The sequence below is a fragment of the Streptomyces sp. NPDC030245 genome (assembly GCF_055572995.1).
Genome location: NZ_JBVICF010000005.1, coordinates 590,580 through 610,140 on the forward strand (window position 1 = coordinate 590,580; position 19,561 = coordinate 610,140).

Below are 19,561 nucleotides of genomic sequence, written 5' to 3' on the forward strand. Positions count from 1 at the left end.
CATGCGGCCCGCCATCGACACATTTCCGGGGTGGGCGAAACGGTTAAAGGGTTACGTTCAAGGCCAGTTGAGCGTGTCCGCACTGATACGCACACGGCCGGACCCCTCTCAAGGTCCGGCCGTGGGCGTGAGATTGACGACTTTCGTTGACGAAAGCGGTCAGGTTCAGCCGAGGAGCGACTCCAGCTCGACGTGGTCGAGACCGTGGGCCTCCGCGACCTCCTTGTAAACGACCTTGCCGTCATGGGTGTTGAGACCCAGGGCGAGGGCGGGGTCGCGGCGCAGCGCCTCGGCCCAGCCGTTGTTCGCCAGCGAGACGATGTACGGCATGGTCGCGTTGGTCAGCGCGTACGTCGAGGTGTTCGGCACCGCGCCGGGCATGTTGGCGACGCAGTAGAAGACCGAGTTGTGGACCGGGAAGCTCGGCTCGGCGTGCGTGGTCGGGCGCGAGTCCTCGAAGCAGCCGCCCTGGTCGATCGCGATGTCGACAAGGACACTTCCCGGCTTCATGCGGGAGACGAGCTCGTTGGTGACCAGCTTCGGGGCCTTGGCGCCCGGGATGAGGACGGCGCCGATGACGAGGTCGGCCTCCAGGCACGCCTTCTCCAGCTCGAAGACGTTGGAGACGACGGTCTGGATCTTCGTACCGAAGATCTTGTCCGCTTCCTTGAGCTTGTTGATGTCCTTGTCGAGCAGGGTCACGTGGAAGCCCATGCCGATGGCGATCTGCGCGGCGTTCCAGCCGGAGACGCCGCCGCCGATGACGACGGCCTTGCCCGCGGCCACGCCCGGGACGCCGCCCGGCAGGACGCCGCGGCCGCCGTTGGCGGCCATCAGGTGGTAGGCGCCGACCTGCGGGGCGAGACGGCCCGCGACCTCGGACATCGGGGCGAGCAGCGGGAGCGCGCGGCCCGCGGTCTCGACGGTCTCGTACGCGATGGCGGTGGTGCCCGACTCCAGGAGCGCGTCCGTGCACTCCTTGGACGCGGCCAGGTGCAGGTAGGTGAAGAGGGTCTGGTCCTTGCGGAGGCGGTGGTACTCCTCCGCGATGGGCTCCTTGACCTTGAGGAGCAGGTCCGCGGTGGCCCAGACCTCGTCGGCGGTGTCCAGGATCGTGGCGCCGGCCGAGACGTACTCGGCGTCCGTGATCGAGGAGCCGACCCCGGCGTTCCGCTCGATGACGACCTGGTGGCCGTGGCGCACCAGCTCGTGCACACCGGCGGGGGTGATGGCCACCCGGAACTCGTTGTTCTTGACCTCGCGGGGGATGCCGACCTTCATCGTCGATCACGGTCCTTGGCTCAGGGGATTTTTCGGGCAATGCAACGCATACCGGTGCGCGTGGGGGCGCAGCGGGAGACACCGCAGAGGTATGCGGCGGAGCCAGTCTAATGAAGGATTTCGCGCTGTCTAGCCTTTCAATACTTCAATCTTCCGCAGATGCACTACGGATTTCGCAGGCGGAAGGCTCCGCTCCACCATTTGTTTCAAGCCTCGGCCCCGGGGAGAGCTCACTTCCCAGCATGCGCTCGGCCGCGGCCCGGTGCAGCCGGGCGGCCGCCGGGTCCCCGAGCCGCTCCAGGGTGTCGGCGAGGCGGAGCTGCAACGCCGCCTGGAGGCGGACGTCCTTGGCGTGCCGCGCCAGCTCGACGGCTTCCTGGCAGGTGCGCAACGACTCCTCGGGCCGTCCCGCGTACTCCTGCACCCGGGCCAGCTCGCTCAACGCCCTTGCCTGGGCGGGCACATCGCCGTTCCTGCGGTGCCCGGTGACCGCCGAACTCCAGTTGCGCAGCGCCTCGCCGTAGCGCCCGGCGTAGGTGTGCACCGCGCCGATCCGGCCGTACAGCCTGGCGGCGTCCGCGCGCTCGTCGCGGGCCAGGCGCTGGACCAGTGCGCGGCCGAACCAGTCGGAGGCCCGCGGCCAGTCCCCCAGCTCCTGATAGGCGCCGCCTACGGATTCCATCGCGCGCCCGGTCGCGTACGGATCGTTCGCCGCGCGTCCCGCGTCGAGCGCCGCGCGGTAGCGGACCAGCGCGTCCCGGGTCCGCCCCGTCCACGCGTCCAGGTCCGCGAGGTTCAGGAGCGCCGCCGCCTGCTCGCGCGGCAGGTCGCGCCGCTCGGCCACGTCCAGGACGAGGCGGTGGATGCCGTACAGCTCGGGGGCCGCGGCCTCGGTGCCGCGGTGTGCGACCAGCGCCCTGACCAGCGCCGCCATCAGGCGCCGCGCGAGGGTGTCGAGCTCGCCGTCGGCCACCGCGAGCCGGGCGGCGGCGAGCAGCGCCGGCTGCCGGACGCGCAGCCACTCGGCGGCGGCGGGCGGTCCGGGGAAGCGCAGGGCGCGCGGCAGCCCCGCGAGCTTCTTGCGCGCGGCGGAGGTGTCCGGTTCCGTGACGGCCCGGCAGGACTGGAGCAGGCGCACGGTCCGCTCCAGCATCCGCGCCCTGGCCAGCTGGATCTCGGCGGGGCGGTCCTGGCTCCCGGTACGAGCCCTGAGCAGCGGGACCAGGCAGCCCGGCACCTCGTACTGCGGGAGCGGGGAGTCCACGGCCCGCAGGAGCCCGAGGGCCACGAAGTCGTCGAGCGTCGTCCCGGCCGCGGAGACCGAGCAGCCCGCGAGCGCGGAGGCGGTGTGCGCGTCGATGTCCCCGGCCGGGGCGAGGGAGAGGAACCGCAGTATCCGCGCGGCGGCCGAGGGCAGCGAGGCGTAGGTGTGAGCGAAGACACGTGCCAGGGCCGAGCCCTCGTCGGGCATGTCGTGCACCCGCTTGGCGAGGTCGGCGACGGCCGCCTTGGGCCGCGCCGCGAGCCAGCCGCCGGCGAGGACGAGCGCGGCGGGATGCGCCGCGCACGCCTCGACGAGGGATTCCGCGGCGCGCGGGTCGACGGTGATGCGGACGGGTCCCGCGGCGCGGGCGAGGAGCTCGACGGCGGCCTCCTTGTCCAGGCCGCCGAGGGTGCAGGGCCGCACGTCGGGGATGCCGGTGAGCGGTCCCTCGGAGACCGCGACGACCAGGCAGTCGGGCGTCTCCGGAAGCAGCGGGTCGACCTGTTCGGCGTCGGCGGCGTCGTCGAGGAGCAGCAGCACCCTGCGGCCGGAAAGTGCCTCCCGGAGGAGGCCGGTGAGGTCGTCCTCGGCCGCGCCAGGGGGTGCGGGCACGCGCAGGGCGTCGAGGAGTTCACGGGCGGTGCGCTCCGTGGGCACCCGGCTGCCGTCGGGCTCCGTGAGGCGGGCGCGCAGCACCCCGTCGGGGTAGTCGCCGGCGAGCTGCCGGGCGAGTTCCCCGGCGAGCGAGGTGCGGCCCGAGCCGGGGCGGCCCGCGATCAGCAGCACGCGCGCGCGGGGGGCCTTGCGGCCGGAGAGGGTGTCGAGGCCCGCCCGGTCGATGTCGGCGCGGAGTTCCTTCAGTTCCCGGCGTCTGCCGATGAACTGACTCCTCGTCGGCTCCACCGGGGCACTCGCGGGCGGCGGCACCGCGCCGCCCGCGACACCGTCCGTGTCGACCGCCTGATCCGTCACGGGCCACGCTCCCGTCCGCCTGCGCACGAACCCGCCGGGACTTCGGGCGGGACGCTTTCAGAGCCTAGTTCAGGCCCCGCGTCCCTCCCGGTCGCGCAGCACGCACAAGTCACCCGATCGGATCAGCAGATCGTCATATCGGAAGGAGCTGGGGCCTCAAGGGGTGCTACGCCTCGAAGGGCCGGGCCGGCCAGGGGGCCTCGGCCGGGCGCAGCGCGTCGAGGCCGTCGCCGTTGAGGGCCGCGTACAGCGAGAGGGCGCCCACCACCAGGCAGTTGTTGTGCAGCTCACCGGCGAGCACACCGCGCACGAGCTCTTCGAGGGGGACCCGGGAGAGCTCCATGTCGGCCTCCTCCTCGAAGACCTCGAACCGCTCGCCCTCGGCCTCCGCGAGGTCGCGGGCGAGGAAGATCCGCACGGCCTCGTCGCAGCCGCCGGGGGTGGTGTAGACGTCGGTGAGGACACGCCAGTCCTCCGCCTTGACGTGTGCCTCTTCGTAGAGCTCGCGCTGGGCGGCGTGCAGGGGGTTCTCGCCGGGGACGTCGAGGAGGCCCGCGGGGATCTCCCAGAGCTTCTCGCGGACCGGGTGGCGGTACTGGCGGATGACCAGGACGCGGCCCTCGCCGTCGAGCGCGAGGACGGCCACCGAGCCGGGGTGGACCTGGTAGTCGCGGCGGACGACGGACCCGTCGGGCATGACCACGTCGTCGGTGCGCACGGAGGTCTTGTTCCCGACGAAGGGGGTCTCCGTCGCCGTGACCTGCCACTCCTCGGCGGTGTCCTTGATCGTCATGTCGCCCTGTCCTCCCACACGTGCAAACGAAAACCGGGGTACGCGCCCCACAAGGCGTGTACCCCGGCAACCGTATCGCTCAGGTGTCACTTACCGGACTTGGCGCCCGTCTTGCGCTCGACCGCCGCCTTCACCAGACCGGCGAAGAGCGGGTGCGGGCGCGTCGGCCGCGAGCGCAGCTCCGGGTGCGCCTGGGTGGCGACCAGGTAGGGGTGCACCTCGCGGGGGTACTCGACGTACTCGACGAGCTTGCCGTCCGGGGAGGTGCCGGAGAACTGGATGCCCGCCTTCTTCTCCAGGTCGGCGCGGTAGGAGTTGTTCACCTCGTAGCGGTGGCGGTGGCGCTCCTCCACGTACTCCTTGCCGTCGTACACCTCGCGGGCGATGGAGCCCTCGGCCAGCTTGGCCGGGTACATGCCCAGGCGCATGGTGCCGCCCATGTCGCCCTCGCCCGCGACGATGTCGAGCTGCTCGGCCATGGTGGAGATCACCGGGTGGGCGGTGGCGGCGTCGAACTCCGTGGAGTTGGCGTCCGGGATGTCCGCGAGGTTGCGGGCGGCCTCGATGACGATGCACTGGAGGCCGAGGCAGATGCCGAGCAGCGGCACCTTGTTCTCGCGGGCGTACCGGATGGCGCTGACCTTGCCGTCGACGCCGCGCTCGCCGAAGCCGCCGGGGATCAGGATCGCGTCGACGTCGCCGAGCTGCTTCTTGGCGCCCGCCGGGGTCTTGCACTCGTCGGAGGTGACCCACTTCACCTTGACGCGGGCCTTGTTCGCGAAGCCGCCCGCGCGCATCGCCTCGGTCACCGAGAGGTAGGCGTCGGGCAGGTCGATGTACTTGCCGACCAGCGCGACGGTGACCTCGTGCTTCGGGTTGTGCACCCGGTCGAGCAGGTCGTCCCACTGGGCCCAGTCGACGTCGCGGAACGGCAGGTCGAGCTTGCGCACGACGTACGCGTCGAGGCCCTCGGTGTGCAGCACCTTCGGGATGTCGTAGATCGACTTGGCGTCGATGGCGGCGACCACGGCGGCCTCGTCGACGTCGCACATCAGCGAGATCTTGCGCTTGATCGCGGTCGGCACGTCGCGGTCGGCGCGCAGCACGATGGCGTCCGGCTGGATACCGATGTTGCGCAGGGCGGCCACGGAGTGCTGGGTCGGCTTGGTCTTGAGCTCGCCGGAGGGGCCGATGTAGGGCAGCAGCGAGATGTGCACGACGAAGACGTTGTCCCGGCCGACCTCGTGGCGGACCTGGCGGACGGTCTCCAGGAACGGCAGCGACTCGATGTCGCCGACCGTGCCGCCGACCTCGGTGATGACGACGTCGACGTCGTCGGTGGCCATGCGGCGGATGCGGTGCTTGATCTCGTTGGTGATGTGCGGGATGACCTGCACGGTGTCGCCGAGGTACTCGCCGCGCCGCTCCTTGGCGATCACCTGGGAGTAGACCTGGCCGGTGGTCACGTTCGCCGAGCCGTCGAGGTCGACGTCGAGGAAGCGCTCGTAGTGGCCGATGTCCAGGTCGGTCTCGGCGCCGTCGTTGGTGACGAACACCTCACCGTGCTGGAAGGGGTTCATCGTGCCGGGGTCCACGTTCAGATACGGGTCGAGCTTCTGCATCGTGACGCGCAAGCCCCTAGCCTTGAGCAGCGCGCCGAGACTGGACGCCGTCAGACCCTTACCGAGCGAGGAGGCGACACCCCCGGTGACGAAGATGTGCTTGGTCGTCGTGGCTGTGCTGTTTCGGAAAGCAGCGGGCTGCATGGCCAAGAGGGGGCTCCCGTGGTCGCGGTCTGGAGGTGCGTACCGACGTCCTCACCAGGGATTCGGGGAGGCGCCGTCGCTGCGGTTCGGGGGTTCTATGACCACCGGCTCACGGGCTACCAGGGTATCAGCGACGGAACGAGGCTGCTTCCGGCCACGCTCCGCCACCAGACGCACACAAGGTGGTCACCGGACTCGCACGCCCTCACTTTTTTCCGCCCGCACCCGCTCTCACCTGGCGCTCACCCGTTCGGCGCAGCATCGTTGCCGGGAGGGGCGCGCGGATCACCGAGGTGCGTCGTATCCTGCTCAAACACTCGCTGCCGAGCCCATCCGGCACACGGCATCATCCCGCCTTGCACCCGGAACAAGCGCTCGGCAACGATCACTTGATCCCTGATCTGTAAGCGCCCCGCGGGGCGAACGTGGCCGTTCGACTGGAGATAGACGTGGCCGGGCGCATCGAGGACTACGCACTCATCGGAGACATGCAGACCGCCGCCCTGGTCTGCCGGGACGGCACAGTCGACTGGCTGTGCCTGCCCCGCTTCGACTCCCACGCCGTTTTCGCCGGCCTGTTGGGCACCGAGGAGCACGGCTTCTGGCGCCTCGGGCCCGCGTACGGCCCGGACGCGCAGCCACCCACTGCCGCGCGCCGTACCTACCGCGGCGATTCACTGGTGCTGGAATCCGAGTGGGACACGCCACGCGGCACGGTCCGCGTGATCGATTTCATGCCGCCGCGCGGCAGCGACTCACCGCAGCTGGTGCGGATCGTCGAGGGCGTCACCGGCCGGGTGCCGATGCACTCGGCCCTGCGGATGCGGTTCAGCTACGGCCGCGTGGTGCCCTGGGTACACAAGTTCGACGGGCGCACGGTGGCCGTCGCGGGCCCCGACTCGGTCTGGCTGGACACCACCGCCGAGACCTACGGCAAGGACCTCACCACCTACGCCGACTTCACGGTCTCGCCGGGTGAGCGGATCGCGTTCACCATCTCGTGGCAGCCCTCGCACAAGGAGCAGCCCGCGCTCGCGGAGCCCGAGGCGGCGCTCACCGCGACGGAGGACTTCTGGCGGGAGTGGGTCGACCACTGCACGTACCACGGCCCGTACCGCGAGGCCGTGATCCGCTCGCTGATCACGCTCAAGGCGCTGACGTACGCGCCGACCGGCGGAATCGTCGCGGCCCCCACCACCTCACTGCCCGAGGACGTCGGAGGCTCGCGGAACTGGGACTACCGCTTCACCTGGCTGCGCGACGCCGCGATCACGCTCTCGTCGCTGCTGCGCACGGGCTACCGCGAGGAGGCCCGCGCCTGGCGCGAGTGGCTGCTGCGCGCGGTGGCGGGCGACCCGGAGAACCTTCAGATCATGTACGGCATCGCGGGCGAGCGCGAGCTCGGCGAGACGGAGCTGGACTGGCTGCCGGGGTACGAGGGCTCGCAGCCGGTCCGGGCGGGCAACGGCGCGGCGGGCCAGCTACAGCTCGACGTGTACGGCGAGGTCACCGAGGCCCTCCACCTGGCCCACATGACCGGCCTGGCCCGCAACGACTACGCCTCACTCCTCCAGCTCAAGCTGATCCGCTACCTGGAGGACCACTGGAACGAGCCGGACGAGGGCATCTGGGAGGTGCGCGGCCCGCGCCGCCACTTCGTGCACTCGAAGGTGATGGCCTGGGTCGCCGTGGACCGCACCATCAAGCTCATCGAGTCCGGTGACGCGGACGGCCCGCTGGAGAAGTGGCGCGAGCTGCGCGACGACATCCACCGGGACGTCTGCGAGAAGGGCTACGACAAGGAGCGGAACACCTTCACGCAGTCGTACGGCTCGAAGGAGCTGGACGCCTCGCTGCTGCTGATTCCGCAGATGGGCTTCCTGCCGCCCGACGACAAGCGGGTCATCGGCACGATCGAGGCGATCCAGCGGGAGCTCTCGACGCCGGACGGCTTCATCCTGCGCTACCCCACGGCCGACGACGAGGAGAACCTGGACGGCCTGGAGGGTGACGAGGGGGCCTTCTTGGCCTGCTCGTTCTGGATGGCCGACGACCTCGCGATGATCGGCCGGGTCGACGAGGCCCGCAAGCTCTTCGAGAAGCTCCTGGCGCTCCGCAACGACCTGGGGCTCCTCGCCGAGGAATGGGACTCCAAGCTCCAGCGCCAGGTGGGCAACTTCCCGCAGGCGTTCAGCCACGTGCCGCTGATCGACACGGCGCTGCGGCTGACGGCGTCGGGGGCGTACGGCGGCTAGGGCCGTCAGCTCCGGCTCCGGACGGCGACGGGCCGCTGCCCGTCGCCGTCCGTGCGTTCGGCCACGTCCTCCAGGACGATGCGGCCGATGATCTCGTAGCGCCGCGGGTGCCTGACCCGCAGGTACAGGCCGAGCCCGAGGCCCCCGAGGAAGACCAGGCCGACGATCCAGGGGATGGCCTCGAACAGGAGCGAGCCGGCCGCCGAGCCCGCCGCGGTGTCCATGTTGATCACCAGCAGGACGACGACGGCGATCATGCCGAGGCCGCCCAGGAGCGGCGCGAGGAACGTCCTGAACCAGTGCCGGTCCTCGGGGTGGTTGCGCCGGAAGTAGCCGATCACCGCGAAGGAGCAGAGCGTCTGGACGATGAGGATCGCCATCGTGCCGAGGATCGCGAGCAGCGTGTACAGGTGGATGTACGGGTCCTGTCCGGTGAGCCAGAAGGCGGCCACGAGGGCGACGGCGATGACGGACTGGACGTACGAGGCGATGTACGGCGAGCCGTGCGCGGGGTGGGTCCGGCCGAGCGCGGGGTGCAGGAAGCCCTCCCGGCCGATCGCGTACAGATAGCGCGACGCGCACTGGTGGAAGGCCATGCCGCAGGCGAACGAGCCCGTGATGAGCAGCCACTGGAAGGTGTCGACCGCCCAGGCGCCGATGAAGCGGTGCGCCGGGTCGAAGAACAGGTCGAGCGGGCCCGCCGACCGGGAGACCTCGACCGAGCCGCTCAGGCCGCTGCCCGCGATGGTCATCCAGGAGACGTAGATGTAGAAGAGGCCGACGCCGACGACGGAGACGAGTGTGGCGCGCGGGATGACGCGTTTGGGGTCGCGGGACTCCTCGCCGTACATCGCGGTCGACTCGAAGCCGACCCACGACCAGAAGGCGAAGAACAGGCCGAGCCCGGCGGAGGTGCCGGTGAACGCGTTCCTCGGGTCGACCGGCTCGACGGGGATGCCGTCGGGGCCCCCGCCGTGCACCAGGACGGCCGTGGCCACCGCGAAGAGGACGGCGATCTCCGCGACGAGCATCACGCCGAGCGCCTTCGCGGTGAGGTTGATGTCGAAGTACGACAGGACCGCGGTCGCCGCGAGCATCACGGCCGCGTACAGCACCCACGGCAGGTCGACGCCCAGCTGGTCGAGGACGGTGGTCTGCGCGAAGTACGCGAAGACGCCCACGATGGACGCCTCGAAGACGATGTAGGCGAGGACGGCGAGCATTCCCGACGCCATGCCGGCGATGCGGCCGAGGCCGTGCGAGATGTAGCCGTAGAAGGCGCCCGCGGCGGTGATCCGCTTGGCCATGGCGACGTATCCGACGGAGAAGACCGTCAGGACGAGCGTCGCGAAGAGGTAGCCGGCGGGGGCTCCGGTGCCGTTGCCCGCGCCGACGGCTATCGGGAGGTTGCCGGTCATCGCCGTGATGGGCGCCGCGGTGGCGACCGCCATGAAGACGACGCCGACGACCCCGACGGAGTTCGCTTTGAGACGGTGGACCTCGGGTGTGCTGGGTTGCTCTGGCATGGCGGGCACCCTGCCGTCGAGTGACGTACGCCACAACCGGCAGAGGGTCGCGTAATTGCCGCGCGGGCACGACGAGTTGTCGGGCCGCGAGGGTCGGCGGCCTGCGCCGTGATCGGCCGGAGATGTGCCGCGGACGGGCGCGGCGGTAGCGTCCGCGCCATGGACAGTCAGGGCACTCAGGGCGGCATCACCGTGCAGCGCGCGCTGGAACTTCCGGGGCTGCGCGGTGGGCTCCCCGAGATCGTGGCGGGCGCGGAGCGGCTGCACCGGACGGTGCGGTGGGTGCACGCGGGCGAGGTGCCCAACATCGCCTCGCTGCTCAAGGGCGGCGAGCTGCTGCTCACCACGGGGCTCGGGCTCGGCGCGCGCCCGGCCGAGCAGCGCGCCTTCGTGCGCAAGCTCGCCGAGCGGGGCATCGCGGCGCTCGTCGTCGAGCTCGGGCCGCGCTTCACGCGGCTGCCCGCGGCGATCGTGGAGACCGCGCGGGCGGCCGGCCTCCCGCTGGTGCAGCTGCACCGCGAGGTGCCGTTCGTGACGGTCACCGAAGAGGTGCACACCGAGATCGTCAACGGCCACTACGCGCTGCTGCGGCGGGCCGAGGAGGTCCACCGGCGCTGCACGGAGGCGCTGCTCGGCGGGGGCGGCATACCGCAGGTCCTCGCCGTCCTCGCGGAGTTCAGCGGCAATCCGGTGTTCCTGGAGACGGCGGACGGGCAGCTCCTGTACGCCGCCGGGGCGGGCACCGAGTGCGCGGATCCGCTCCAGGTGTGGGAGGGGCTGCGGGGCCGTGCCGTCGACCGGGAGGGGCCGCCCGCGAGCGCGGTCATCGTGGACGTGCCGGGCGGCGGCCCCGGCGGCGGTTCGGTGCGGGCCCGGCTCGTGCTGCTCGCCGTGGAGTCGGCGCCGCTGCCGGTGCACCGCATCGCGGCGGAGCGGGCGGCGAGCAGCCTCGCGGTGGTGCTGATGCAGGCCCGCCAGGAGGAGGAGCTCGCGGCGCGCGGCCGGGGCGACTTCCTGACCGACCTCGCGGAGGGCCGGATCGCCGCCGAGGACGCCCCCGCGCAGGCGCGCGTCCTCGGTTTCAAGCCGGGGTCGGCCGACAGCCCGCTCCTGCCGGTGGTGATGCGGCTCGCGGACGGGCTGCCGACCGGCGGCGGCTGGGCGGTGCTCGCGCGGGCGGTCGCGGAGGAGCTGGCGTCGGTGGGGGTGCCCGCGCTGCTCGGTGTGCGTCCCGTGGAGGGCCGTGTGCCGGTGCTGCTCGGGCTGCGGTCGGAGTCCGAGCGGACCGCGGTCGCCGACCGGGTCGCCGCCGCGCTGCGGGCCGGGGTCGAGCGGGCCGGGATGCGGCGGCCCGGGGCGCAGCCGCCGGTCGTGGTGGTCGGGGTCGCGGGCGGCTGGGCGGCGGCGTCGGCGGGGCTGCGGCACGCGGCGGAGACGGCGACGGCCGCGCAGGGGCTCTCCGACCGCCCTTGGTACGACGCGCGGCGCCTCGACATCGACCTGCTGCTGTGGCGGCTGCACCGGCATGACGAGGACGGGGTCCTCGCGGCGTTCGTGGACCGGGCGATCGGCCCGCTGCGCGCCCACGACGAGCGGTCGAAGCCGCCGCTGCTGCCCACGCTGCAAACGTATCTGGCGCACGCGGGCCGCAAGGCGGAGACCGCCCGCGAGCTGCATCTCAACCGCCAGACCCTCTACAACCGGCTCGCCCGGATCAGCGAGCTCCTCGGCACCGATCTCGACGACCCGCAGACGGTGCTCGCGCTGAGCCTGGCGCTGCGGGCGCGCAGGCACGTGGCGTGACCCCGCGGCGCGGTCAGCTGTACGGCTGGGGCTGGGTCAACTCGTCGTAGACGCTGAGGACTTGGGTGACCGTGTCGTCCTCGGTCGGCCAGGTGGCCGCTTGGGCCGCGCCCCGGTCCTTCAGCTCCGCCCGGCGGACGGGGTCGGCGAGGAGGCGTACGACCGCGGTGGCGAGGGCCTCCGCGTCGCCGTACGCGACGAGTTCCGCCGCGTCGCCGACCAGTTCGGGCACGCCGCCGACCGCGGGCGCCACGAGCGGCACGCGCGCGTGGAGGGCTTCCTGGACGAGTACGGAGCGGGACTCCCAACTGCTGGGCAGCACCGCGAGGTCGGCGGCCGCGAGGAGTTCGGGGACGTCGTCGCGCCGTCCGACGAGGCGGGCCGGGAGCTGCTCCTCCTCGATGCGGCGCTGGAGGGCGGCCCGTGCGGGCCCCTCCCCCGCGACGACGAGGAGCGGCAGCGGGTCCAGGTGCCGCCACGCGCGCGTGGCGTCCAGGAGTACGTCGTATCCACGGTTCTGTTCGAGGGCGCCGACGGCCAGGATCAACGGGCGCTCCACGGCGCCGAGTTCGGCGCGGGCCTTGTGGAACAGGGAGTCGGTCTCGTCCGTCGGTTCCGGGCGGCGCGGCGCGGGCAGGGCGATGGGCGCGAGGCGGGCGTCGCGCGCGCCCCTGCTGCGGGCCCGGTCGACGAGGTCGGACGAGGTCCCGAGGACGACGGCCGCGGCCTTCGCGACGCGCCGCTCCAGGAGGCGCAGGAGGCGGGCGCGCGCTCCCTCGGCGTGGGCACGGGTGTGCCAGGTGACGACGAGCGGGGTGCGGCGCCCGGTGAGGGCGAGGGCGGCGCGGAGGGCGGCGTGCAGTCCGTGCGCGTGGACGAGGTCGGCGTCGGCGCAGGCCGCGCGGAGAGCGGCCACGGCGGCGGGGTCGCCGCTGCGGGGCACGGGGACGTGCCGGGCGCCGGTTCCTGTGAGGTCGTAGGTGCGGGCGGCCTCTTCGGGGGCGCACACCGTGACTCGCACGCCCCTGGCGGTGAGCCCCGCGGCCAGTGACCTGACGTGCGCGCTGCTGCCCGCGCTGCCCCCGCCGAGAACTTGAACGGTGTGCAGCGGCGTCTGTCCGTGCGGCGAGTGGCTGCTCACGTGGCTCACGTGGCCGGGGCTCCTGGGTCTGCGTCGGGCGGTGCTCGGACTGGTACTCGGGCAGATGCTGCGCCAAGGATGCCAGTCCGTACGGGCGTTCCGGCACTGCCGAAAGGTCACTTCCGCATTTGGACGGGCAACTCAGCGGACGGGATCACCCACATGGGTGATGGCGCTCAGAACGGACACGCGTACGGACCGTGCTGGAAACGGTCGTGAAATTCGCACAGCCAGGGCTCGCGGACGGCGGGCAACCGCGCCGGCGTACTGAGGAACACCCGCCGGTCGGGCGTGAACAGCCGGAAGGGATACGGCGGCAGCGGATCGTCGCCGGTGGGCACCTTCGGGCATGCCACCCGTCACGGGCACGGGCAACTGGACGCGCGGAAAGGCCATGGACAGCCAGACGCCGGCTTCGAGCGGCACGACGGCCGCGGCGCCGGACGGCTGCCACACCTCGCCCGTCCGTACTTCGGTTCCCGGATCAGCCGAGCTCCGCCCCCGCCGCCCGGCTGAGCCCGTCCCCGTACACCGCCGCGGCCACCAGCGCCGCGGCGTGCAGGGCCAGGCCCAAACGGCCGTTGCCCGCGGCGACGGCGGTGCCGAGGGCCGCGCCCAGCGCGTGTGCGCCGGTGTCGCCGGTCATCGCGCGCTCGGCGATGTCGTCGGGGAGCACGGCTGCCGCGGCCCCCATGGACGCGGCGGCGACGACCGCGCCCGGCCCCTTGCGCAGCAGCCCCGGCCCGGCGAGGGCGAGCACGGTCGCGCAGGCCCGTCCCGGCCGCACGTCGACGAGGTTCACGAAGTGCGCGGACCCGGCGATCACCACGCCCGCGAGGACCTTGTCCACGGGACGCTCCTTGAGCAGTGCCCCGGCGGCGAGCCCCGCCGTCGCGATGCCGAACAGCTTCACGGCGCCGCTGGTGACCTCGCCGCCGCGCAGCGCGCCCAGGTGCGCGCGGAACCCGCGGCGCGGGTCTCCGGCTCCCACCATGTCGTCGTACGCCCCGCAGGCACCGGCCGCGAGCACGGCCAGGGCGGCGGCCGCCCGCGGACGGGCGGGCAGCACGGCGGCACCGGCCGCGGCGCCGACGGCGGCAGCGGGCCCGGCGTACAGCTCGACGCTCTGTCCCGCGTAGTTCCGCCGCGTCCACCGGGCGGCCCCGCCGGGCGCGCGCGAGCGCAGCGCGGCACTCGCGGCACGGGTGACGACGGCGGCGGCGACCAGCGCGCCGAGCCGTCGGCCGGACTCGGATTCGATCATGCGATCACCCTACGTCCGGCCGCTCAGCGGGCGATCCGGCCGTCGCCCCGGGCCGTGGCAAGCAGCTCCTCCGCGTGCGCACGGGCCGTCTCGGAGTCCTCCTGGCCCGCCAGCATCCGCGACAGCTCCCGCACCCGCGCCTCGCCCTCAAGGACCTGGACCCCGGAGCGGGTCACCATCCCGTCGTTCGTCTTCTCGACGAGCAACTGACGGTCGGCGAACGCCGCGACCTGCGGGAGGTGCGTGACGACCACGACCTGCGCCGACTTGGCGAGGCGTGCCAGGCGCCGGCCGATCTCGACGGCCGCCTTGCCGCCGACGCCCGCGTCGACCTCGTCGAAAAGGTACGTGGGCACCGGGTCCGTGCCCGCGAAGACCACCTCGACGGCGAGCATCACACGCGACAGCTCACCGCCCGACGCGCCCTTGGCGATGGGCCGGGGCGGGGCGCCCGGGTGCGGGGCGAGGAGCAGCTCGACCTCGTCGACGCCCGCGGGACCGTACGCCACGGTGCGGCCCCCGACCTCCACGCCGTCGGACCCCTCGGGCACCTCCGTGCTGCTGATGGCGATCGACACGCGCGCGTGCGGCATCGCCAGCGAGGCGAGCTCCTCGGTGACGGCCGCGGCGAACCGCGACGCCGCCTCCTGCCGCGCGTCGGTCAGCGCCTGGGCGAGCCCGGCGAGTTCGGCGCGCAGCGCGTCCCGTTCGGCGGTCAGCTCCGCCAACCGGTCGTCGTCGCCCTCCAGTTCGGTGAGGCGCGCCGCGCCCTGCTCGGCCCAGGCGAGCACGGCGTCGATGTCCGCGCCGTACTTCCGGGTGAGCTGGGTCAGCGCGGCCCTGCGCTCCTCGACGGCGGAGAGCCGCAGCGGGTCGGCGTCCAGGTCGTCGGCGTATCCGGCGAGCTCGCCCGCCACGTCGCCGAGCAGGATCCCGATCTCGCCGAGGCGGTCGGCGAGGGCGGACAGGGCGGGATCGTGGGAGCGGACGGCTTCGAGGGCCCGTGAGGCGCCCGCGACCAGCGTCGAGGCGTCGACGACCTCGGGGTCCTCGGGGTTGCCCGCGAGCGCGGCGTGCGCGGCGGTGGCGGCGGAGGCGAGGGCCTCCGCGTGGCCGAGCCGCTCGGCCTCGGCCGCGAGTTCGACGTCCTCGCCCGCGCGCGGCTCGACCCCCGCGATCTCGTCGAGGCCGAAGCGGAGCAGATCCGCTTCCTGGGCGCGCTCCCGCGCGCGCGTGGTGATCTCCTCGACCTCGGTGGTGACGGCCCGCAGCCTGCGGTAGGCGGCCGTGTACTTGGCGAGCGGCACCGAGACCGCGTCGCCCGCGTACCGGTCGAGGGCGGCGCGCTGCCGGGCGGGCTTGAGCAGACCCTGCTGGTCGGTCTGGCCGTGCACGGCGACGAGGTCGTCGGCGAGTTCGGAGAGCAGCCCGACCGGCACCGAGCGGCCCCCGAGGTGCGCCCGCGAGCGCCCTTCCGCCGAGACGGTCCTGCTGATGAGCAGCGCCCCGTCGTCGAGTTCGGCCCCGGCCTCCTCGGCACGCACCACCGCCGCGGCGTCGGCGGGCACGGCGAGGCGCCCCTCCACCACCGCCGACTTCGCGCCGATCCGCACCAGGGCGGGATCCGCACGGCCGCCGAGCAGCAGGCCAAGGCTGGTGACCACCATCGTCTTGCCCGCACCGGTCTCACCCGTCACGGCGGTGAAGCCCGGCGACAGCTCGACGACCGCGTCGTCGATGACTCCGAGCGACCGTATCCGCATCTCCTCCAACACGGACACGACCTTACGAGGTCTGAGGCCCGGTGTGCGACGGGCCCTGGCCTCCGGCCGCGAAGGCGCAGGTCGAAACGGCGCATCCGCGGCCGCTGTCACCCGCTGGAGTGGGGGTGGGCACCTGCTGGAGTGGGGGGTGGGGTTATCCCCAGCAAGATCCACCAGCTCGCCGCATGGCTCCGCGCCCACACCCGCGGCGACCATGATCCACATGACGACAGGACTGGCACGGGCGGCGCTGCGCGCGCACCGCCCGGCATTTGTGGGCACGGGGGTGGCCGCGCTCTTCGCGGCGACCGTGGTGAGCGCGTCGACGATGATGCTCGGCACGACGAGCACCGACCGCGCCGGGCTCTCCGCACCGGCCCGCAGGCAGATCGCGGAGAACGGCGTGGGCGACATGGCGGTCGTCCTCCTGATCGGCTCCATCTACATGTCGATTTTCGTGGTCGTCTCGACGATGGGCACGGCCGTCGCGCAGCAGCACCGCGAGCTCGCGCTGGTGCGTTCCATCGGCGCCAGGCCCCGCCAGGTCCGCCGCGCGGTGGCCGTCCAGGCCCTCGCCGCGTCGGTCCCCGCCGCGCTCGCCGGCTTCGTGCTCGGCGGCTTCGCGGCCCGGTGGTGGCACGCCGGCATGGTCGACCACGGGCTGCTGCCCGCCGAGGCCGGCTTCCGCTTCAGCTGGCTCGCCCTGCCGGTGTGCGTCGGCGTGGCCGTGGTGACGACGGCCGTCGCCGCGCTCCTGTCCGCCCTGCGGTTCTCGCTGCTGCGCCCGGCCCGCGCCCTGAGCGAGGCCGCCACGGGCCGCCGCGGGCTCGGCATCCTGCGGGCGCCGCTCGGCGTGCTCGCGGTGGCGGGGGCCTGCTTCGTCTCCGTGCTCCTGTCGGAGCAGCCCGCGGGCGAGGCGGGCGAGGGCGCCTTCCTCGTCCTCATCCTCTTCTGCGTCGGCACCGGTCTGCTCGGCCCGCGCCTCATCGGCCCCGCGGCCTGGCTGGTCTCGGCGGCCGTCGGCCGGTTCGGCCCCGGCGCACGCCTGGCGATGCTCAACGTCCGCTCGCAGCCCCGCCGCTTCTCCGCCGCGGTCGTCCCCCTCGTCCTGGTCGTGGGCTTCGGCCTCACCAAGATCGGCATGCACACGACGGCCCAGCACCACACAGGATCCGCGGGCAGCGCGGGCGAGGTCTGGCTCGACTACGTGGGCACGGGGCTGTACGCGGGCTTCGCCGCCATCGCCGCGGCGAACACCCTCGCCATGATCTCGTTCGAACGCCGCCGCGACGTGGCGCTGCTGCGGGTCGTCGGCAGCCGGCGGGGGCAGGTGGGCGCGATGGCGGCCTGGGAGGCGGTGGTGGTGGCGGGAACGGCCCTGCTCCTGGGCACGGCGATCGCACTGGGCACGCTGGCGCCGATCCTCAGCACGGCGTTCGGCTCGGCGGTCCCGTACCTCCCGTGGCCGGTACCGGCGGCAGTGGCGACAGGCACGCTGCTCCTCACGCTCCTGGCCACGGGCGTCCCGGTACGCGCAGTGATGCGCAGACGAGCAGTCTCCGTACTGAGCAATACGTAAAAGCGCCGGGGGCGAAGGGTAACCAAGGGGCGCGGGGAACTGCGCGCCCAGCCACACACGACCCGCACCGCACAACCGCCCCCGGCGAGACCTAGTGGGGCGCCCCGCGCCACCCCGAAACCGGCAGCGCGAACTTCGCGACGAGCCGATCCGTGAACGACGCATGGTGCAGCCGCGCAAGCCGCACCGGCACCGCCCCCCTGCGCACCTCCACCCGCGCCCCGGAGGGCAGCTCCAGCGTCCGGCGCCCGTCGCACCACAGCACCCCGTGCGGTGTGTCCGGCTGCACCTCGACGGCGAGCACGGAGTCCGGCGAGGTCACCAGGGGCTTGGCGAACAGGGCGTGCGCGCTGATCGGCACCATGAGCAGCGCCTCGACCTCCGGCCACACCACGGGCCCGCCCGCGGAGAACGCGTACGCCGTCGAGCCGGTCGGCGTCGCGCACACGATGCCGTCGCAGCCGAAGCCGGTGACGGGCCGCCCGTCGATCTCCAGGACGACCTCCAGCATCCGCTCGGGCGACACCTTCTGCACGGCCGCCTCGTTCAGCGCCCAGTCGCGGTGCACGACGTCGCCGTTGCGGTGCACGACGACGTCGATCGTCATGCGCTCCTCGACCTCGTACGCCCTGGTGACCACCCGGTCGACGACCTTGTCGAGGTCGTCGCGCTCGGCCTCCGCGAGGAAGCCCACGCGCCCGAGGTTCACCCCGAGCATCGGCACCCCGGACGCCCGGGCGAACTCGGCGCCGCGCAGCAGCGTCCCGTCACCGCCGAGGACGACGATCAGCTCGCAGTCGTCGATGCACTCGGCGGTGGCCTCCTCGACCGTCTGGACCTCCGCGGGCAGCGTCAGGTCCACCGCCTCCGCGTCCAGGACCCGCACGCCGATGCCGCTGCGCAGCAGCCCCTGCACGACGAGCTCGGCGCTGCGGATGGCCGCGGGCCGTCCGGTGTGCGCGAGCAGGAAGACGGTACGAGCTCGGGTCTGGGTCACTCGGGTCTGGGTCAACGGGGCCCCTCCGCCACGGCACGGTCAACGTCCGCCGGGTCCAGCTCATCGGCCCCGGCGCGCAGCCACAGAAAGTACTCGACGTTCCCGGAGGGTCCGGGCAGCGGGCTCGCGGTCACGCCGCGCACCCCGAGGCCGAGCCCCCACGCCTGCCGTGCCACGTTGCGCACGGCGTCGGCCCGCAGCTCGGCGCTGCGCACCACACCACCGCTGCCGAGCCGCTCCTTGCCCACCTCGAACTGCGGTTTGACCATCAGGACGAGGTCCGCGTCGGGCGCCGCGCACCGCACGAGGGCGGGGAGCACGAGGCCGAGCGGGATGAAGGAGAGATCCCCGACGACCACGTCGACGGGGATGTCGTCGATGGCTTCGAGCGTCAGCTCGCGTACGTTCGTGCGGTCCTTCACGGTGACCCGGTCGTCGCTCTGAAGCGACCACGCGAGCTGGCCGTAGCCGACGTCGACGGCGACGACGTGTGCGGCGCCCGCGCGCAGCAGCACGTCGGTGAAGCCGCCGGTGGAGGCGCCGGCGTCCAGCGCGCGCCGCCCCTCGACGACGAGCCCCTGGGGCGCGAAGGCGGCGAGGGCGCCCGCGAGCTTGTGCCCGCCGCGCGACACGTAGTCGGGGTCGCTGTCGTCCTGCGAGACCACGATCGCGGCGGCCGTCTCGACCTGGGTCGCCGCCTTGGTCGCGACGGTCTTGCCGACCGCGACCCGGCCTGCGGCGATCAGCTGGCTCGCGTGCTCGCGCGAGCGCGCGAGCTTCCTGCGGACGAGCTCGGCGTCGAGGCGGCGTCGTGCCACTCCTGCCACGTTCGGTTCAGCTCCTGTTGTCGTACGAGGATGATGGCGGCGCCCCGGTGGGTGCCGGTGGGCCGGGGCGCGCGTCGAGCGCGGTCAGCGCGTCCCGCAGGCCCCGGTGTACATCCTCGTACACCTCGATGTGGCCGTCCGTGGCGAGGTGGTCGGCGTCACCGAGCCGGGCGAGCGAGGCGTCCACCTCGGCGTTGCCGGTGGGGGTGCGCTCGACGCCGAGGGGGGCGGGGGCCGCGGGGTCGTACGACGGCTCGTCCGGAGCGTGAAGCTCCGGTCGTACCGCCTCCCCTTCCCCGGGGCCCGCGTATGAGTCGCTCATGGCACGAC

At 73.0% G+C, this 19,561-nt stretch carries 15 protein-coding genes; 3 read left to right on the plus strand and 12 right to left on the minus strand.

The window, feature by feature from the left end; genetic code table 11:
• Positions 1–165 precede the first annotated feature (165 nt).
• The 4 genes from ald to ACZ4Z4_RS17300 form a co-directional block, all read right to left on the minus strand.
• A complete protein-coding gene (gene ald, locus ACZ4Z4_RS17285) occupies positions 166–1,281 on the minus strand; it encodes an alanine dehydrogenase (protein ID WP_468327618.1) in 1,116 nt (371 codons plus the stop codon).
• A gap of 145 nt (positions 1,282–1,426) precedes the next feature.
• A complete protein-coding gene (locus ACZ4Z4_RS17290; protein WP_468327620.1) occupies positions 1,427–3,517 on the minus strand; it encodes a tetratricopeptide repeat protein in 2,091 nt (696 codons plus the stop codon).
• 166 nt (positions 3,518–3,683) lie between these two features.
• Complete coding sequence (locus ACZ4Z4_RS17295) at positions 3,684–4,310, minus strand: NUDIX domain-containing protein (RefSeq protein ID WP_468327621.1); 627 nt, start codon at positions 4,308–4,310, stop codon at positions 3,684–3,686.
• A gap of 86 nt (positions 4,311–4,396) precedes the next feature.
• Positions 4,397–6,076, minus strand: a complete 1,680-nt coding sequence (locus tag ACZ4Z4_RS17300) for a CTP synthase (protein ID WP_468327623.1) — start codon at positions 6,074–6,076, stop codon at positions 4,397–4,399.
• 443 nt (positions 6,077–6,519) lie between these two features.
• Here ACZ4Z4_RS17300 and ACZ4Z4_RS17305 point away from each other — a divergent pair, with 443 nt between their 5' ends.
• Complete coding sequence (locus tag ACZ4Z4_RS17305) at positions 6,520–8,331, plus strand: glycoside hydrolase family 15 protein (protein WP_468327706.1); 1,812 nt, start codon at positions 6,520–6,522, stop codon at positions 8,329–8,331.
• Positions 8,332–8,336: 5 nt separating this feature from the next.
• Here the strand turns inward: ACZ4Z4_RS17305 and ACZ4Z4_RS17310 are convergent, their stop codons facing one another.
• Entirely contained in the window at positions 8,337–9,857 is a 1,521-nt protein-coding gene (locus tag ACZ4Z4_RS17310; RefSeq protein ID WP_468327625.1) for an APC family permease, read from the minus strand.
• Positions 9,858–10,016: 159 nt separating this feature from the next.
• On the opposite strand from ACZ4Z4_RS17310, the gene ACZ4Z4_RS17315 reads away from it, so the two are divergent.
• Positions 10,017–11,660: a PucR family transcriptional regulator gene (locus ACZ4Z4_RS17315; protein ID WP_468327627.1), complete on the plus strand. Its 1,644-nt coding sequence runs from the start codon at positions 10,017–10,019 to the stop codon at positions 11,658–11,660.
• Between the two features lie 13 nt (positions 11,661–11,673).
• Here the strand turns inward: ACZ4Z4_RS17315 and ACZ4Z4_RS17320 are convergent, their stop codons facing one another.
• From ACZ4Z4_RS17320 to recN, 4 genes are all read right to left on the minus strand, one after another.
• A complete protein-coding gene (locus ACZ4Z4_RS17320) occupies positions 11,674–12,810 on the minus strand; it encodes a glycosyltransferase family 4 protein (protein ID WP_468327629.1) in 1,137 nt (378 codons plus the stop codon).
• A gap of 167 nt (positions 12,811–12,977) precedes the next feature.
• Positions 12,978–13,142 carry a hypothetical protein gene (locus ACZ4Z4_RS17325; RefSeq protein ID WP_468327631.1) on the minus strand — a complete coding sequence of 55 codons (165 nt, stop codon included), beginning with the start codon at positions 13,140–13,142 and terminating at the stop codon, positions 12,978–12,980.
• 143 nt (positions 13,143–13,285) lie between these two features.
• Positions 13,286–14,065 (minus strand): hypothetical protein, encoded by a 780-nt coding sequence (locus tag ACZ4Z4_RS17330; RefSeq protein WP_468327633.1) that lies wholly within the window; start codon positions 14,063–14,065, stop codon positions 13,286–13,288.
• Positions 14,066–14,088: 23 nt separating this feature from the next.
• Positions 14,089–15,828: a DNA repair protein RecN gene (gene recN / locus ACZ4Z4_RS17335; RefSeq protein ID WP_468327708.1), complete on the minus strand. Its 1,740-nt coding sequence runs from the start codon at positions 15,826–15,828 to the stop codon at positions 14,089–14,091.
• A gap of 223 nt (positions 15,829–16,051) precedes the next feature.
• On the opposite strand from recN, the gene ACZ4Z4_RS17340 reads away from it, so the two are divergent.
• Entirely contained in the window at positions 16,052–17,407 is a 1,356-nt protein-coding gene (locus ACZ4Z4_RS17340; protein ID WP_468327635.1) for an FtsX-like permease family protein, read from the plus strand.
• A gap of 91 nt (positions 17,408–17,498) precedes the next feature.
• Here the strand turns inward: ACZ4Z4_RS17340 and ACZ4Z4_RS17345 are convergent, their stop codons facing one another.
• From ACZ4Z4_RS17345 to ACZ4Z4_RS17355, 3 genes are read right to left on the minus strand one after another with little or no spacing between them, the layout of a single operon-like run.
• Positions 17,499–18,404, minus strand: a complete 906-nt coding sequence (locus ACZ4Z4_RS17345) for an NAD kinase (protein ID WP_468327710.1) — start codon at positions 18,402–18,404, stop codon at positions 17,499–17,501.
• A gap of 11 nt (positions 18,405–18,415) precedes the next feature.
• Entirely contained in the window at positions 18,416–19,231 is an 816-nt protein-coding gene (locus ACZ4Z4_RS17350; protein WP_468327637.1) for a TlyA family RNA methyltransferase, read from the minus strand.
• Positions 19,232–19,238: 7 nt separating this feature from the next.
• The gene (locus ACZ4Z4_RS17355) at positions 19,239–19,553 is read right to left on the minus strand and encodes a hypothetical protein (protein ID WP_468327639.1); all 315 of its coding nucleotides are present in this window, start codon (positions 19,551–19,553) and stop codon (positions 19,239–19,241) included.
• Positions 19,554–19,561: the final 8 nt, after the last annotated feature.

What these genes read in the sequence shown, in the direction of transcription:
- ald (WP_468327618.1), bottom strand. Translation starts at nt 1,281, where the DNA reads ATGAAGGTCGGCATCCCCCGCGAGGTCAAGAACAACGAGTTCCGGGTG.
- ACZ4Z4_RS17295 (WP_468327621.1), bottom strand. Translation starts at nt 4,310, where the DNA reads ATGACGATCAAGGACACCGCCGAGGAGTGGCAGGTCACGGCGACGGAG.
- ACZ4Z4_RS17300 (WP_468327623.1), bottom strand. Translation starts at nt 6,076, where the DNA reads ATGCAGCCCGCTGCTTTCCGAAACAGCACAGCCACGACGACCAAGCAC.
- ACZ4Z4_RS17310 (WP_468327625.1), bottom strand. Translation starts at nt 9,857, where the DNA reads ATGCCAGAGCAACCCAGCACACCCGAGGTCCACCGTCTCAAAGCGAAC.
- ACZ4Z4_RS17315 (WP_468327627.1), top strand. Translation starts at nt 10,017, where the DNA reads ATGGACAGTCAGGGCACTCAGGGCGGCATCACCGTGCAGCGCGCGCTG.
- ACZ4Z4_RS17330 (WP_468327633.1), bottom strand. Translation starts at nt 14,065, where the DNA reads ATGATCGAATCCGAGTCCGGCCGACGGCTCGGCGCGCTGGTCGCCGCC.
- recN (WP_468327708.1), bottom strand. Translation starts at nt 15,828, where the DNA reads ATGCGGATACGGTCGCTCGGAGTCATCGACGACGCGGTCGTCGAGCTG.
- ACZ4Z4_RS17340 (WP_468327635.1), top strand. Translation starts at nt 16,052, where the DNA reads ATGACGACAGGACTGGCACGGGCGGCGCTGCGCGCGCACCGCCCGGCA.
- ACZ4Z4_RS17355 (WP_468327639.1), bottom strand. Translation starts at nt 19,553, where the DNA reads ATGAGCGACTCATACGCGGGCCCCGGGGAAGGGGAGGCGGTACGACCG.